Here is a 15898-nt window from a genome sequence, read left to right on the forward strand (position 1 = left end):
CCTCGTCCGGGGCGGGGGAACGGGTTTACCGTTCGATTACTACCCGCCGCCGGCACGAGTCCACGAGCCCTTTAGGGGTTCGGGAAGTGGGCTGTCGAAGCCCTCTGGACAAGACCTACTGGGGACCGTTGGTCAGTGAGAGGTTGAACGCGTAGCGGGACGCTCGGTAGACGTGCCAGCCGTACTCGACCACGCGGCCCGTGTCGTCGTACGTCGTGCGCTGCATGGTCAGCAGGGCCGCTCCCGGCTTCTCGTGCAGCAGCTCCGCGTCCTCTTCGGTCGCCAGCCGGGCGCCGATGTTCTGCTCCGCCGCGTGCAGGCGGATGCCCGCCGAGCGCAGCAGCTGGTAGAGGCCCTTGTCGCGCAGTTCTTCGTCCGTCGGGTCGATGACGCCGTCGGGCAGGTAGTTGTTCATCAGCGCGAGCGGCTCGCCGTCGGTCGAGCGGATGCGCTTCAGCCGCCGCACGTGCGTCAGGCCCGGGGCCTCCAGCAGCTCGGCCACCTCGGCGTCGGCCGGCTCCACGCTGTTGGCCAGCACCACCGACTCCGGCTTGCCGCCGAGGCCGGTGAGGTCGTCGAACAGGCTGCTCAGCCGCAGCGGCCGCGCCACCTTGGTCCGGACCACCTGCGTGCCGACGCCGCGCCGCCGCACGAGCAGCCCCTGGTTGACCAGCGTCTGGATCGCCTGGCGGACGGTGGGGCGCGACAGCCGCAGGCTCGCCGCCAGGTCGACCTCGTTGCCCAGCCGGGCACCCGCCGGCAGGCGGCCGTCCTCGATCGCGGCGTGGAGCTGCTGCGAGACCTGGTGGTACAGCGGCTCCGGGCTGCCGGGGTCCAGCACGATCTCCCGGCCGGGGTCCCAGGCCGGGTGCGTGACGTCCACGCGGGACGACGGCGGAGGGGTGCTCATCACCGGAAGCCTACCGCCATCCGGAGCGCAGTAGGGATGACCTGATGTCCATATGTCTTGACAAAGTCTCCAGCCGCTGGCAATCTCGGTTCCGGACCAGCCGAAGCTCTCCGGGAGGACACCGATGGCCCCACGGTTCGACCTCGTGACGATGGGCCGGGTCGGGGTGGACATCTACCCTCTGCAGACCGGCGTCGGGCTCGAGGACGTCACCTCGTTCGGCAAGTACCTCGGCGGCAGCGCGACGAACGTGGCCGTCGCGGCGGCCCGGTACGGCCGGCGCAGCGCGGTCGTCACCAAGACCGGAGCCGACCCGTTCGGGCGGTTCATCCACCGTGCGCTCACCGGTTACGGCGTAGACGACCGCTACGTCGGCACGTCGGAACACCTGCCGACGCCGGTGACGTTCTGCGAGATCTTCCCGCCGGACGACTTCCCGCTCTACTTCTACCGCTTCCCGAAGGCACCCGACCTGGACCTCGCCCCCGAAGACCTGGACTTCGACGCGATCCGCGCGGCGGAGATCTTCTGGGTCACCGTCACCGGCCTCTCCCAGGAGCCAAGCCGCTCGGCCACCCTCGCGGCGCTGGAAGCCCGCGGACACACCGGGATCACCGTGCTCGACCTCGACTACCGGCCGATGTTCTGGGACTCCCGCGAACAGGCGCGCGCATGGGTGGGCAAGGCGCTCGACCACGTGACCGTCGCCGTCGGCAACCTCGACGAGTGCGACACCGCGGTGGCCACCCGCGAGCCCCGTGGGGCCGCGAAAGCCCTGCGGGACAGGGGAGTTTCGCTCGCCGTCGTCAAGCAGGGGCCGAAGGGTGTGCTGGCGGTCGACGACTCCGGTGCGGTCGAGGTGCCCCCTGTCCCGGTCGAGGTCGTCAACGGCCTCGGCGCCGGCGACGCGTTCGGCGGCGCGCTGTGCCACGGACTACTGGCCGGCTGGGACACGGAACGGATCATGCGGTTCGCGAACGCCGCCGGGGCCCACGTCGCCGGCGAGCTCGCGTGCTCGGACGCCATGCCGACCGAAGACCAAGTCCTGCGCAGGCTGGGAGAGCAACGGTGACCGACATGCTGCGGCGTCTCGTCGCGAAACGGGTGCACGACCCGGAAGCGATCGCCGAGGCGGCCGCGAACCGGGTGCGGGCCAAGTCGCCGTTCAACGACAAGGGCCGGACGATGATCATCGCCGCCGACCACCCCGCCCGTGGCGCCAACGCGGTCGGTGGCAACCCCTCGGCGATGGCCGACCGGGGCCGGTTGCTGGAGCGGCTGTGCCTCGCGCTGGAGCGGCCGGGGGTCACCGGGGTGCTGGCGACCGCGGACGTGATCGACGACCTGCTGCTGCTCGGCGTGCTGGACGGCAAGACCGTGCTCGGATCCATGAACCGGACCGGGCTGGCTGGGTCGAGCTTCGAGATCGACGATCGCTTCGCCTGCTACGACGCCGAAGCGATCGAACGGATGCGGTTCGACGGCGGCAAGACGCTCACCCGGATCTGCCTCGGCGACCCGGCCACGCCGAGCGTCCTGGAGAACACCGCGAAGGCGGTCAACGAGCTGGCCGACCGCAAGCTGATCGCGATGGTCGAGCCGTTCCTGTCGGTCTGGGCCGACGGCCGGATCAAGAACGACCTCTCCCCCGACGCCGTCATCAAGTCGATCACGATCGCCGCCGGGCTCGGCCGGTCGTCGGCCTACACCTGGCTCAAGCTCCCCGTGGTGGACGACATGGAGCGCGTGCTCGCCTCCTCGACCCTGCCGGCCGTCCTGCTCGGCGGCGAGGTCAAGGACCCGGACGCGGCCTTCGCCGCTTGGCAGCGGGCGCTCACCCAGCCGACGGTGCAGGGCCTGGTCGTCGGGCGTTCGCTGCTGTACCCGCACGACGGGGACGTCGCCAAGGCCGTCGACACCGCGGTGGGGCTGCTGTGAAACTCCACCGTGAGGCGGGCAGCACCGCCGAAGGACCGTTCGACCTGGTCGTCACGCCGGAGTCCGCGGGCTGGGGCTGCTCCGGCCTGCGCGTCCTCGAGCTGGACGGCACGCAGACCGTCACGACCGGCGACGCCGAAACGCTCGTGCTGCCGCTGTCGGGCGGCTGCACCGTAGCGGTCGACGGCGAGACGTTCGAGCTCGCCGGGCGCACCGGCGTGTTCGACGCCGTCACGGATTTCGCCTACCTGCCCAGGGATGCCGAAGCGACGATCACCGGTGCCGGGCGGTTCGCGCTGCCGTCGGCCAAGACGGCGAAGCGCCTGCCCGCGCGGTACGGACCGGCGAAGGACGTTCCCGTCGAGCTGCGCGGCGCGGGGCACCTGCAGTCGGCAGGTGAACAACTACTGCCTGCCGCACACGTTCGACGCCGACCAGCTGCTGGTCTGCAAAGTGCTGACGCCGGGCGGGAACTGGTCGTCCTACCCGCCGCACAAGCACGACGAGGCCCGCGAAGGCGAGAGCGAACTCGAAGAGATCTACTACTTCGAGGTCGCGCGCGGCGGCATGGGTTACCAGCGGGTCTACGGCACCGACGAGCAGCCGATCGACGTGCTCGCCGAGGTGCGCTCGAGGGACGTCGTGCTGATCCCGCACGGCCCCGGCCCGGAGCGGGCCTGGCTGATCTGCGACGACCCCGCGCACGGCTGGGTGCGCCAGACCTGGGCGTCCCAGGACGTCGACCCCCGCCTGCCGTTCGGAGAACGGAAATGAGACTGACCACCGCGCAGGCCCTGGTGCGGTTCCTCGCGAACCAGTACTCGGAGCGGGACGGCGTCGAGCAACGGCTGATCCCCGGCGTGTGGGGGATCTTCGGGCACGGCAACGTCGCCGGGATCGGGCAGGCGCTGCTGCAGGCCGCCCGAACCGGCGAAGCGGATCTGCCGTACTACCTGGCGCGCAACGAACAGGGCCAGGTGCACGCGGCCACGGCGTTCGCGAAGATGCGCAATCGCCTGCAGGCCTTCGCCTGCACCGCCTCGACCGGCCGCGGCTCGACGAACATGATCACCGGCGCCGCGCTGGCGACCACGAACCGGCTGCTCGTGCTGCTGCTGCCGAGCGACATGTTCGCGACCCGCTCGCCGGACCCGGTGCTCCAGCAGCTCGAAGACACCCGCGGCGGCGACGTCACGGTCAACGACGCGTTCCGCCCGGTCTCGAAGTACTTCGACCGCGTCACCCGGCCCGAGCAGCTGATCCCGGCCGCCCTCGCCGCGATGCGCGTGCTCACCGACCCGGTCGAGACCGGCGCGGTGACCCTGTGCCTGCCGCAGGACGTCCAGGCCGAGGCCCACGACTGGCCGGAGGAGTTCTTCCGGCGCCGCGTCTGGCACGTCGGCCGTCCCGTGCCCGAGCCCGACGCGCTGGCGCGGGCGGTCGACGCGCTGCGGTCCGCGAAGGCGCCGCTGATCGTCGCCGGCGGCGGGGTCGTCTACTCCGAGGCCGAACAGGAGCTGCGGGCCTTCGCCGAGGCGACCGGGATCCCGGTCGCCGACACCCACGCCGGCAAGGGCGCGGTGCCGTGGGACCACCCGTGCGCGGTGGGCGGCCTCGGTTCCACCGGCACGTCGGCGGCCAACGCCCTGGCCGCCGAAGCGGACGTCGTCCTCGGCATCGGGACCCGCTACAGCGACTTCACCACGGCCTCGCACACCGTCTTCGGCAACCCGGCGGTGCGGTTCGTGAACCTCAACGTCGCGCGCCTCGACGCCGCGAAGCACTCCGCGGACATCGTCCTCGCGGACGCGAAACGCGGCATCGAAGCCCTGCACGGCACGCTGGCCGGCTGGCAGGTCGACGAGGCCTACCGTGCGCGGACCCGCGTGCTGGCCGACGACTGGAACCGCAAGGCCGACGCCTGCTTCAGCCTCGGCCACGGCCCGCTGCCCGCCCAGAGCGAGATCCTCGGCGCGCTGAACCGGGCGCTCGGCGACCGGGACGTCGTGATCAACGCGGCCGGGTCGATGCCCGGGGACCTGCAGATGCTGTGGCGGGCCCGGGATCCGAAGGCTTACCACGTCGAGTACGCCTACTCGTGCATGGGCTACGAGGTCGCCGCCGGGGTGGGCGCGAAGATGGCCGCACCGGACCGCGAGGTCGTCGTGCTCGTCGGCGACGGCTCGTATCTCGTGATGGCCCAGGAAATCGTCACCATGGTCCCCGAAGGCCTCAAGGTGATCATAGTGCTCGTGCAGAACCACGGGTTCACCTCGATCGGCGCGTTGTCGGAATCACTGGGCTCGCAACGCTTCGGCACGTCGTACCGGTACCGCAGCGACGACTCGGGCCTGCTCGAGGGCGGCGTCCTGCCGGTCGACCTCGCGGCGAACGCGGCCAGCCTCGGCGCGACCGTCCTGCGCGCGTCCACAGTGGACGAGTTCACGGACGCGATCGCACGGGCCAAGGCGAACCCCACGACGACCGTCGTGCACGTCGAGACCGACCTGCACGGCCCCAACCCGCCGGGATCCGCGTGGTGGGACGTGCCGGTCAGCGAGGTCTCCGAACTCGAATCCACGCGGAAGGCCCACGAGACCTACGCCGCGACCAAGCAGGCCCAGCGCCACTACCTGTAGGAGCACCGTGAACACCATCGAACACTGGATCAACGGCACCGCCACGTCCGCGGGCTCGACCCGCACCGCGCCGGTCTTCGACCCCGCCACCGGGAAACAGCAGGCCTCGGTCCTGCTGGCCGAGGCATCCGATGTGGACACCGCGGTCGCGGCCGCGAGCAAGGCCTTCGAGTCGTGGGGCGACTCCTCGCTGTCCCAGCGGACCCGGGTGATGTTCGCTTTCCGCGAGCTGCTGGTGAAGCACGAGGACGAGCTCGCCCGGATCATCTCCCGCGAACACGGCAAGGTCGTCGACGACGCCCGCGGCGAGATCGTGCGCGGCCGCGAAGTCGTCGAATACGCCTGCGGCATCGCCGACGCGCTCAAGGGCAGCTTCTCCGACCAGGTCTCCCGCGACGTCGACGTCCACGACTTCCACCAGCCCCTCGGCGTGGTCGCCGGGATCACGCCGTTCAACTTCCCCATCATGGTCCCGCTGTGGATGCACCCGGTCGCCATCGCCACCGGCAACACCTTCATCCTCAAGCCGAGCGAGCGCGACCCGTCGGCGTCGAACTTCGTCGCGCAGCTCTACGCCGAGGCCGGGCTGCCCGAGGGTGTGTTCACCGTCGTGCACGGCGACAAGGTCGCGGTCGACGCGATCCTCGACCACCCGGACATCGCCGCGGTCTCCTTCGTCGGGTCCACCCCGATCGCCAAGTACGTCCACGAGCGCGCGACCGCCACCGGCAAACGCGTCCAGGCCCTCGGCGGGGCGAAGAACCACGCGGTCGTCCTGCCGGATGCCGACCTGGAGTACGCCGCGAACCACCTGACCGCCGCCGCGTTCGGGTCGGCCGGGCAACGCTGCATGGCCATCTCCGTCGGTGTGGCCGTCGGGGCGGCCGGAGACAAGCTGGTCGGGATCCTCGAACGCAAGGCTCGCGAGGTCAAGGTCGGCCCCGGCGGCGACCCGGCCAGCGACATGGGGCCGGTCGTCACCGAGGCCGCCCGCGAGCGCGTGGTGAACGCCGTCGCGCAGGGCGCGGAGCAGGGCGCCACGGTGGTGGTCGACGGCCGCGGACTGACGGTCGACGGCCACGAGGAAGGCTTCTTCGTCGGGCCGTCCCTGCTCGACCACGTCACCACGGACATGACTGCCTACCGGGAAGAGATCTTCGGGCCGGTACTGGCGGTGGTCCGCGCGGAGACGGTGGACGAGGCGATCGCGATCATCAACGCCAACCCCTACGGCAACGGCACCGCGATCTTCACCGGCAGCGGCGAGGCGGCGCGGAAGTTCCAGCGCGAGGTGAAGGTCGGCATGATCGGGGTCAACGTGCCGATCCCGGTCCCGATGGCCTACTACTCCTTCGGCGGCTGGAAGGACTCGCTGATCGGCGACAGTCCCATCCACGGGCCCGCCGGCGTCCGCTTCTACACCCGAGCCAAGGTGGTCACGACGCGCTGGCCGCACACGAGCACCTCGGCCGCGGCGTTCACCTTCCCCACCTCCAGCTGAACCGGCGGCGCGCGGAGCGTTCGAAGCGGACGCTCCGCGCACGGCGGCTCGTCCCCCGGCGGACGCCCGGCGCGGTAACCGGAACACCCATCTCCGGTTTCCGGTACGGTGGGTGGCGGCACCGACGAAGGAGGCCGCCGTGGGGTATCGAGGCCCGCTCCCGAAGAACGCCGTCGACCGCTTCAACACGTGCGTCGGCACGCTGCGGACGTCACCGCGCTGGGGACCGCTGGTCCGCCGTCACCTCACCCAGGTCACCTACACGGGCCGGCGGTCGGGCCGCACGTTCAGCACCCCCGTCGGCTACCGGCGGGCGGGTGACGTCGTCACCATCGGCGTCCGGCTGCCCGACGCGAAGTCGTGGTGGCGCAACTTCACCGGCGACGGCGGCCCGCTCACCCTCGAGCTCGACGACGCCGCCCACACCGGCCACGCGGTGGCGCGCCGCGACGAGAAGGGCCGCGTCACGGTGACCGTCCGGCTCGACGACCACGCCTAGCGGGCCATCCCGTGCCAGAGCAGTTCGGCAAGGGCCTCCGCGTCACGGCGCCACTCGCCGTTCGGGTCGAGCAGCAGCAGCCCGGCCAGGCCGCGCAGCACCACCAGCGGGTCGAGGTCCGGCCGCACGGTCCCGGCTGCCTCGTTGGCCTTCAGCAACGTCGACACCGCGCCGACCATCGCCTCGTACGCGTTCGCCGGCAGCTCGCCGCGGGAGGCCGTCGCGCGGCGCAGGGCGTCGGCCAGCCCCTTCTTGGTCATCATGTAGTGGGCCAGGTGGTCGGTCACCCACACCCGGAACGCCTCGTCGGCGGGGTGCCTGTCCAGCAGCACCGGCACGATGTCGACGATCTGCCGGACCTCGCGCTGGTACACCGCCAGGATCAGCGCCTCCGGCGTCGGGAAGTGCCGGTACACCGTGCCGACGCCGACCTCGGCCTGCTTCGCGATCGCGTTGAACGAGACTTCGCCCGTCCTGGCCAGCGACTCAGCGGCGACGACGAGGATGCGCTCGTGGTTGCGCCGGGTGTCCGCGCGCCGGGGGCTGACCGATCCCGTCGTCATCGTCCTCCCGCTCCTCGTGCTGTCCCGCCGAATCTAACCCAGACCTGGAGCAACTCCAGCATGACCGGTTCGTTGCGAACCGGATTGTAATCCGCTAGCCTCGCGACCAGGTGAAGCGGATGAGTATCCGCTCCCCGTTCGCCGCCACCACCACCGTCAGGTACCCACCCGGACGAGCTGCGGAAAGAGACCAGTGGACATCTCACTCGAAGTCAACGGCAGTACCGAACACCTGGAAGTCGATCCCGGTGTGACCCTCCTCGACGCGCTGCGCGAGCGCCTCGGCGTCACCGGCCCGAAGAAGGGTTGCGACCGCGGGCAGTGCGGCGCCTGCACCGTGCACGTCGGCGGCCGGCCCGTGCTCTCGTGCCTCACCCTGGCCGCCACCGTCAAGCAGCCGGTGACCACCGTCGAAGGACTGTCCACGGAGGACCGGCTGCACCCGGTGCAGCAGGCGTTCGTCGACCAGGACGCCCTGCAGTGCGGGTTCTGCACCGCCGGGCAGATCATGTCGGCGGTCGCCGCCGTCGAGCAGGACGTCGAGGACGTGCGGGAGTTCATGTCCGGCAACCTCTGCCGGTGCGCGGCCTACCCGAACATCGTCAAGGCGGTCGACCAGGCGAGGCGGGCCGATGCGTCCCTTTGAGCTGACCGCCCCCACCACCGTCGACGACGCGCTCGCAACGCCCGGCACCTTCCTGGCCGGCGGGACGACCCTGGTCGACCTCATGAAGCTGGACGTCCTCACGCCGCAGCACGTCCTGGACATCAACCAGGTCCCGCTGCGCGGCATCGACACGAGCGACGGCCTGCGCTTCGGCGCGCTGGAGCGGATGAGCGCCATCGCCGCGCACCCGCAGGTGTACCCGGCGATCTCGCGCGCCCTGCTGCTGAGCGCGTCCCAGCAGATCCGGAACATGGCCAGCATCGGCGGGAACCTGCTGCAGCGCACGCGCTGCTCGTACTTCCGCGACGTCGCGATGCCGTGCAACAAGCGCGAGCCCGGCAGCGGCTGCTCCGCGCTCGAAGGCGCCAACCGGATGCACGCGATCCTCGGCACCAGCGACTCCTGTGTGGCGACGCACGCCAGTGACGTCGCCGTCGCCCTCATCGCGCTCGATGCCCGGGTGAAGCTGGCCGACGCAAACGGCACGCGGGAGGTGGCGCTGCGCGACTTCTACCAGCTGCCCGGCGACACCCCCGCGCTGGAGAACGACCTGCGTCCCGGCGAGCTGATCACCGAGGTGCTCGTCCCGCGGCTGGACTGGGCGGCCAACTCCACCTACGTCAAGGTGCGCGACCGGCAGTCCTACGAGTTCGCGCTGTGCTCGGCCGCCGTCGCGCTGGACGTCCGCGACGGCGTCATCGCCGACGCGCGGGTCGCGGCCGGTGGCGTCGGCACGGTCCCGTGGCACCTGCCCGCCGTCGAGGACGCCCTGCGCGGTGCCCCGGCGACGCAGGCCTCGTTCGAGGCCGCCGCGGCCGTCGCCGCCGACGGTGCCCGGCCGTTGGCGGACAACGGCTTCAAGGTGCCGCTGCTCAAGCGGACCCTCGTCCGCGCGCTGCTCGAACTGACCGAGGGGAGCTCCCGATGATCACCCGGCTCGACGCGCCGCTGAAGGTCACCGGCGGCGCCAAGTACGGCGCCGACCACACCTTCCCCGGCATGGTCTACGGCTACGTCGTGCTCAGCACGATCGCCCACGGCGAGCTCGAAGCCATGGACTTCTCCGCGGCGAGGGAGGCGCCGGGCGTGCTCGGCGTGTACTCGCCGTTCGACCCGCTGGAGATGCGCACCGCCACCTCGCCGCTGTTCGGCGAGACGTGGGTTCCCCTGCAGGACAAGGAAGTCACCTACTACGGGCAGCCGATCGGCTTCGTGGTCGCGGAGACGTTCGAGCAGGCCCGCGACGCGGCGATGCTCGTGAACGTCGCCTACCGCCCGTTGCCGGCCCGGACGTCGCTGACCGAAGGCCTCGCCACGGCCGAAGACGCGCCGCCGGCCCGGGACGGCGCCCCGCCGACCCTGGAGGTCCTCGAAGACGGCGTCGAGTCCATCGAGGAAGCGTTCGCCGCGAGCCCGGTGGTCGTCGAGGCGACCTACACCACCGCGACCCAGAACCACGCCGCGATGGAGCCGCACTCCGCGGTCGCGGTGTGGGACGACGGCGAGCTGACCGTCTACAGCGGCAACCAGGCCTCGAACCTGCAGGCGATGGAGCTGGCCAGCGCACTCGAGCTGGACCTGGAAGCCGTGCACGCCGTGAACCCCTTCGTGGGCGGCGCGTTCGGCGGCAAGGGCCGGACGTCGGCGCCGGCGTTCCTCGCCGCGGCGGCCGCCCGTGACCTCGGCCGGCCGGTGAAGGCCGCGCTGACCCGGGAGCAGGTCTTCACCGCGACCGCCGGGCGGGCCGCGACCGTCCAGAAGATGCGGCTCGGCGCCGACCGGGACGGCACGCTGGTCGCCCTGAGCCACGACTCGTGGTGCAGCACGGACACCGCGCGCTCGTTCGTCGAACCGACGTCGCACGGCACGTCGCGCGAGTGGTACGCGACGAAGAGCCTGGCCATCAGCCAGAAGGTCGTGCCGCTGAACATCCCGCCGACCACGTTCATGCGGGCCCCCGGCGAAGCGCCCGGTTCGTTCGCGCTGGAGAGCGCGATCGACGAGCTCGCCGAGGCGCTCGGCATGGACCCGATCGAGCTGCGGATCAAGAACAGCTCGACCGCCCCGCCCGGCAAGGACCTGCAGTGGTCGAGCAAGCACCTCGACGAGTGCTTCCGCGTCGGCGCGGCCCGGTTCGGCTGGGCGCACCGCCCGCCGGGCACGCGCACCGACGGCGACTGGCTGGTCGGCATGGGCGTCGCCACGGCGATGTTCCCCGCCCTGCGGTTCCCGGCCACGGTCGGCATCACACTGCGGGCGGACGACACCGCCGACGTCGCGACGAGCGGCGCCGACCCCGGCACCGGCCTGCTGACCGTGCTCTCCCTCATCGGCGCGGAGTCGCTGGACATCCCGGCCGACCGGATCACGCCGCGGCTCGGCGACTCGTCCCTGCCGCCGGGTGGCCTCTCCGGCGGCTCGACGGCGACGGCGAGCGCGGGCACGGCCATCATGATCGCGGCGACCAAGGCGATCGACGAGCTGGTGGCGCTGGCGTCCGACCCCGGCGGGCCGTTCGAAGGCGCCGAAGTCACCTACGCCGACGGCCGCGTCTTCGCCGGCGGCCGGACCATGACGTTCGGCGAGCTGCTGCGGACGCTGGGCCGCGAAACGCTCGAGGTGACCGGCTCGTCGGCCCCCGGCGAGGAGGTCACCAAGCACTCGTTCAGCTCGTGGGGCGCCCAGTTCTGCGAGGTCCGGGTGCACAAGTGGACGCGCGAAGCCCGCGTGTCCCGGATGCTCGGCGTCTTCGACGCGGGCCGGATCATCAACGACAAGGCGGCCCGCAGCCAGCTCATGGGCGGCATGATCTGGGGTGTCTCGGCGGCCCTGCACGAGGGCCTGGAGATCGAGGCGAACGGCCGGCTCGCCAACGGCGACTTCGCGAGCTACCTGCTCCCGGTGAACGCCGACATCCCGGAGGTCGACGTCCAGTTCGTCGAGTACCCGGACACCCTGCACAACGCGGTCGGCGCGCGGGGGCTCGGCGAGATCGGCACGGTCGGCATGGCCGCAGCGGTCGCCAACGCCGTGCACAACGCCACCGGCATCCGGGTCCGGCACATCCCGATCACCATCGAGGATCTGCTCGAAGACTGACTCCCGGGGCGGGGCACGCGAGTGTCCCGCCCCGGCGCGTTGGTCCACCTGGCGCAACGGGCCCGGCCCGTTATCCATCCGCGACAACTCCCGCGACGGTTCGCCCATGACGGCGGCCCGTCCCCGGTCCTAGGCTGACGGGCGCTCGCCCGATCTTCCTCGAAGGGACCCCCCGGCATGACCGACCCCGTCGTCCCCACCACGTCCGGCGCGGTCCGCGGTCAGGTCACCGCCGCCGGCTTCGCGCTGTTCCGCGGGATCCCGTACGCCGCCGCGCCGGAGGGCGACCTGCGCTTCGCCGAACCCGTCCCCGCCCCACCGTGGGAGGACGTCCGCGACGCCAGCAGACCCGGGCCGACCGCGCCGCAACGCCGGCACGACGTGCCCGGGCTCGACCTCTCGCCCCTCACCGGCACCGGCTGGCGGCCGGGCCCGGAGTACCTGACGGTCGACGTCTGGACGCCGCAGCTCGGCGCGGCCGGCCTGCCCGTGCTGGTGTTCGTGCACGGCGGCGCCTTCCTCGGCGGCACCGGGTCGGCGCCGGTCTACGACGGCACCTCGTTCTCGCACGCCGGCGCGGTGCTGGTGACCGTGCAGTACCGGCTGGGCGTCGACGGCTTCCTGCCGCTGGACGGCGGCACGACGAACCTCGGGCTGCGCGACCAGCTCGCGGCCCTGCGGTGGGTCCGGGAGAACATCGCCGGCTTCGGCGGCGACCCCGGCAACGTCACCTTCTTCGGCGCCGCCTCCGGCGCGGTGAGCGTCGCCTGCCTCCTCGCTTCCCCCTCTCGCAAGGACTCTTCCACCGGGCCATCGTCCAGAGTGGACACCCGGACATGGTGCGCGACGGCGTCCAGGCACGCCGCCTGGCCAAGGTGATCGCCGACGAGCTGAAGGCCGAGCCGACCGCCGAGGCGTTCCGGAAGGTGTCGACCGAGCAGCTGCTCGACGCGCAGGACGCCGTCCTGCGCCCCGGTGGCGCCCCCGACCTGCGGGACGCGCTCGGCTTCGACCGCGGGTACGGGCTCAGCCCGTTCCTCCCGGTGGTCGGCGACGACGTCCTGCCGCAGCACCCCGCCAAGGCGATCCGGGCGGGCGCGGGCCGCGACGTCGACCTGGTCGTCGGCAGCTGCAGCGAGGAGATGCGGCTCTACCTGGTGCCCACCGGCGCGCTCGACGCGGTCACCGACGACCAGGCCGTGGCCTCGCTGGCGGTGTCGCACCCCGACCCGGCCGGTGTGCTCCACCGGTACGGCCTGGGCTCGGACCGCTCGGCGGGCGAAGTCCTCGTGGCGGCCCTGACCGACCTGGTCTTCCGCGACGGCGTGCGCGACCTGGCCGAGCACCACGGCGGCCGGACCTTCCGCTACGAGTTCGAGTGGGGTTCCCCGCTGCTCGAGGGCAGCCTGGGCGCGTGCCACGGGCTCGAGCTGCCCTTCGTGTTCGACGCGCTGGGACCGGCGTCCGGGCCGCGGGGCCTGCTGGGCGAGCACCCGCCACGGGAGCTGGCCCGCGACCTGAACGGCGCCTGGTACCGCTTCGCCGCCACCGGTTCGCCCGGCTGGGAGGAGTACACCGGCGAGGAGACGCTGTTCCACACGTACTGACCCCACCCCGGGAGCGGTTGACGACGCCCCTGCCGCGCTGCCAGGCTCAGACCGCCCGGACGGCCGGATGAAATGGGGACCACCGATGCCCGAGGCGGGCTCCGCCGCGCCGCCGCGCGCGCTCGTTCGCACGCTGCTGCGCAGCGGCACACCCGCGGAGCCGGCCGAGCCGCCCGACGAGCTCGGCGACCTCGCCGCCGTCGGGGACGCGACGCTCGCCCGCGCCGCGCGCTACTGGGTCGTCGTGCCGCTGGCCTACCGGATCGCGGCGTTCGTCAAGGTGTTCATCGGGTTCGCCGCGGCCAACGGGCGGCTCGGGCTCGGGCCGGTGCTGGCGGCCACCGTGTTCGCCGTCGCGGCCAACACCGCCGCGGTGGCTTGGGTGCTGCGCTCGGGCGGGCTGCGGGCCCGCCTCACCGGCCGCGCCCTCGCCCTGGACCTGGCCGTCGGCGTGGCGCTCAACTTCGCCGTCGCGGCGACGGCCCCGGCGTCGGTGCAGCCGTTCGCGGTCGACGTGTCGTGGACCTGGCTGGTCGGCGCGGTGGCCATGTGGGCGGGCACGTCCGGGCTGCCGTCGGCGCTGTGGCTGCTCGTGGCGGCCGTCCCGCTTCGGGCGGCGCTCACGCTGGCCGGCGGCCTCCCGCTGACCGACCAGCTCTCCGTGACGCGCTCGATCGGCTGCATGATCGCGCTGGGGGTGGCGATCGTGCTCGCCGCGGGCATCCTCATCCTGCTCGGCGCAGGAACCCGGTTCGCGGTCGACATCGGGATCCGGCGCGGGCGCGAGGCCGAGCGCCGGCGGACGCGGCGCATCATGCACGACAGCGTCCTGCAGACGCTGGAAGCACTGGCCATCTCGGCACCCGGCGACGACGCCCACGCCGTGAGCCGGCTGTCCGAGGTGCGCTCGGTGGCGAAGGCGGAGGCGGCCGAGATCCGCCGCCAGATCACCGAGCCGGTCCCGAACGGGACGACGCGCGGCTTCGCGGTCGAACTGGCCGACGTCGCGACGGAGATGGCCCGCGACGGCCTGCGCACCCAGCTCGTCGCCGCGGACTTCGCGGACGACCACAAGCTGTCCCAGGACCGCCGCACGGCGATGTGCGAGGCAGTGCGGGAAGCGTTGCGCAACACGGTGAAGCACTCCGGGACGAAGCAGGTGGTGCTGCGCGTGGAGGAGCGCGACGGCGGGATCGCGGTGGTGGCCCGCGACCAGGGCGACGGCTTCGACGTCCGCGAGCGGCCCCCGGGCTTCGGCATCACCCAGTCGATCGTGGCCCGCCTGGCGGAGGTGGGCGGGCACGGCACGGTGGACTCCCAGCCGGGCCGCGGCACCCGCGTGACCATGTGGGTGCCGAGCTAGACCGAAACGATCCGGGCGATCTCCGGGGCGTGGGTGAAGACCAGGCCGTGGTCGGCGTCGAGCCACGAGGTGGCGATGTCCGGTCGTGCCCGGACGAGCCGTTCGACGCCGGCCCGCCAGTTCCGGTTGCACCGCACGGCGAGGCCTTCGCCGCCCTCCCCCGCCATCGCCGTGGACATGATCATGCCGATCGGGCAGTCGATGTCCCGGTACCGGTCCAGGATGTGCGAGCGGACCTCGTCGATCTCGACGTTCAGGTCGAGGTTCTCCGGCCCGGTGAGCAGCACCTGGCGCGCGGTGCCCCGGCGAGCCTCGTTCTCCGCCGCCATGGCGTCCCGCATCGCGCGGAACACCGGCAGGTCGGCCTCGGTGAGGAACGGCTCCGGCACGGGGTTCGCCCCGTCGACGAGCACGAGCCGGCCGACGGTGCCGGGTGCGCCGCGGCGTAGTGCAGCGCCAGGTCCGCGCCCAGCGGCCGGACGGCGACGCGAGGCCGTGGCCCGCAGGTCGAAGGTCACGACGTCGTGGTCGCGCCGCAGCAGCTCGGCCAGTTCCCGCAGATAGGCCTGGGTCGAGCTCAGGCCGGGACACCGGTCGAGTGGCCGGCCGCGGCCGCCTCGGGACACCGGGATCGTGACGTCGTCGTGGTGCAGCGTGAACTGCCGCATCGCCTGCCCACCCTGGTCCCGTCAGGCCGCGCGCCGGGCGTCGCGTTCGGCGGCCAGGCTCGCGCGGCAGGCCGCGGTCAGCCGGGTGGTGGCGGCGCTGCCGCCGTGGCCGCAGCGCGGGCAGGTCATCGAAACCCCGAGCGAAAGCTCGTCGACGGCGACGGACAGCGCGGTCCGGCAGCCGCGGCACCAGCGGTGCCGGGTGACCGGGCTGACGTGCGTCGGCGAAGCGACGCACTGGTGGATCCACCGGCCGTGCACGTGGCAGGTCAGGCGGTCGTCCGGCGCCAGCAGGCCCATGTCCTCGGCGTCGTCTTCGGTGGCGAGCAGGACCGGCAGGCTGCGGACCCGGGTGGTGGTGCACGTCGTGGCGGTCATCGCGATCCCCTTTCTCTGCCTGTTCGTCGAAGGGGGACCGCCGGATTCGACATCCGGACACCCTTG

General features: G+C 72.4%; 13 protein-coding genes and 2 pseudogenes. 11 read left to right on the forward strand and 4 right to left on the reverse strand.

Going from position 1 to position 15898, the window contains the following annotated elements; genetic code table 11:
• Positions 1-115 precede the first annotated feature (115 nt).
• Positions 116-910 (reverse strand): GntR family transcriptional regulator, encoded by a 795-nt coding sequence (locus QRX60_RS47680; protein WP_285998067.1) that lies wholly within the window; start codon positions 908-910, stop codon positions 116-118.
• A 124-nt stretch (positions 911-1034) separates the two neighbouring features.
• On the opposite strand from QRX60_RS47680, the gene iolC reads away from it, so the two are divergent.
• The 6 genes and pseudogenes from iolC (at position 1035) to QRX60_RS47710 (ending at position 7487) form a co-directional block, all read left to right on the forward strand.
• Complete coding sequence (iolC, locus tag QRX60_RS47685; RefSeq protein ID WP_285998068.1) at positions 1035-1982, forward strand: 5-dehydro-2-deoxygluconokinase; 948 nt, start codon at positions 1035-1037, stop codon at positions 1980-1982.
• On the forward strand, positions 1979-2848 hold the full coding sequence (locus tag QRX60_RS47690) for a Cgl0159 family (beta/alpha)8-fold protein (RefSeq protein ID WP_285998069.1): 870 nt from the start codon (positions 1979-1981) through the stop codon (positions 2846-2848). The genes iolC and QRX60_RS47690 overlap by 4 nt, the downstream gene beginning before the upstream one ends.
• A pseudogene (gene iolB, locus QRX60_RS47695) lies at positions 2845-3622 on the forward strand (5-deoxy-glucuronate isomerase). Before QRX60_RS47690 ends, iolB begins: the two are co-directional and overlap by 4 nt.
• Positions 3619-5487 (forward strand): 3D-(3,5/4)-trihydroxycyclohexane-1,2-dione acylhydrolase (decyclizing), encoded by a 1869-nt coding sequence (gene iolD, locus QRX60_RS47700; protein ID WP_285998070.1) that lies wholly within the window; start codon positions 3619-3621, stop codon positions 5485-5487. Before iolB ends, iolD begins: the two are co-directional and overlap by 4 nt.
• Positions 5488-5494: 7 nt before the next feature.
• Positions 5495-6988 carry a CoA-acylating methylmalonate-semialdehyde dehydrogenase gene (locus QRX60_RS47705; protein ID WP_285998071.1) on the forward strand — a complete coding sequence of 498 codons (1494 nt, stop codon included), beginning with the start codon at positions 5495-5497 and terminating at the stop codon, positions 6986-6988.
• A gap of 139 nt (positions 6989-7127) precedes the next feature.
• Complete coding sequence (locus QRX60_RS47710; protein WP_285998072.1) at positions 7128-7487, forward strand: hypothetical protein; 360 nt, start codon at positions 7128-7130, stop codon at positions 7485-7487.
• Here the strand turns inward: QRX60_RS47710 and QRX60_RS47715 are convergent.
• Positions 7484-8050 carry a TetR/AcrR family transcriptional regulator gene (locus tag QRX60_RS47715; protein WP_285998073.1) on the reverse strand — a complete coding sequence of 189 codons (567 nt, stop codon included), beginning with the start codon at positions 8048-8050 and terminating at the stop codon, positions 7484-7486. The two genes, QRX60_RS47710 and QRX60_RS47715, sit on opposite strands and share 4 nt — an antisense overlap.
• A gap of 193 nt (positions 8051-8243) precedes the next feature.
• Between QRX60_RS47715 and QRX60_RS47720 the strand changes: the two genes are divergently transcribed.
• The 5 genes and pseudogenes from QRX60_RS47720 to QRX60_RS47740 all read left to right on the forward strand — a co-directional run bounded on the left by QRX60_RS47720 (position 8244) and on the right by QRX60_RS47740 (position 14786).
• Positions 8244-8696 (forward strand): (2Fe-2S)-binding protein, encoded by a 453-nt coding sequence (locus QRX60_RS47720; RefSeq protein ID WP_285998074.1) that lies wholly within the window; start codon positions 8244-8246, stop codon positions 8694-8696.
• Positions 8683-9645: an FAD binding domain-containing protein gene (locus QRX60_RS47725; protein WP_285998075.1), complete on the forward strand. Its 963-nt coding sequence runs from the start codon at positions 8683-8685 to the stop codon at positions 9643-9645. Before QRX60_RS47720 ends, QRX60_RS47725 begins: the two co-directional genes overlap by 14 nt.
• The gene (locus tag QRX60_RS47730) at positions 9642-11816 is read left to right on the forward strand and encodes a xanthine dehydrogenase family protein molybdopterin-binding subunit (protein ID WP_285998076.1); all 2175 of its coding nucleotides are present in this window, start codon (positions 9642-9644) and stop codon (positions 11814-11816) included. Before QRX60_RS47725 ends, QRX60_RS47730 begins: the two co-directional genes overlap by 4 nt.
• Before the next feature lie 177 nt (positions 11817-11993).
• Positions 11994-13423, forward strand: a pseudogene (locus tag QRX60_RS47735) (carboxylesterase/lipase family protein).
• Between the two features lie 85 nt (positions 13424-13508).
• Entirely contained in the window at positions 13509-14786 is a 1278-nt protein-coding gene (locus QRX60_RS47740) for a sensor histidine kinase (RefSeq protein WP_285998077.1), read from the forward strand.
• On the opposite strand, the gene QRX60_RS47745 is transcribed toward QRX60_RS47740, so the two are convergent.
• Both QRX60_RS47745 and QRX60_RS47750 read right to left on the reverse strand, forming a co-directional pair.
• Positions 14783-15454 (reverse strand): hypothetical protein, encoded by a 672-nt coding sequence (locus tag QRX60_RS47745; RefSeq protein WP_285998078.1) that lies wholly within the window; start codon positions 15452-15454, stop codon positions 14783-14785. The two genes, QRX60_RS47740 and QRX60_RS47745, sit on opposite strands and share 4 nt — an antisense overlap.
• Positions 15455-15475: 21 nt before the next feature.
• On the reverse strand, positions 15476-15832 hold the full coding sequence (locus tag QRX60_RS47750; protein ID WP_285998079.1) for a hypothetical protein: 357 nt from the start codon (positions 15830-15832) through the stop codon (positions 15476-15478).
• Positions 15833-15898: the final 66 nt, after the last annotated feature.

The organism is Amycolatopsis mongoliensis (assembly GCF_030285665.1).
In the GTDB taxonomy this organism is placed as follows: domain Bacteria; phylum Actinomycetota; class Actinomycetes; order Mycobacteriales; family Pseudonocardiaceae; genus Amycolatopsis; species Amycolatopsis mongoliensis.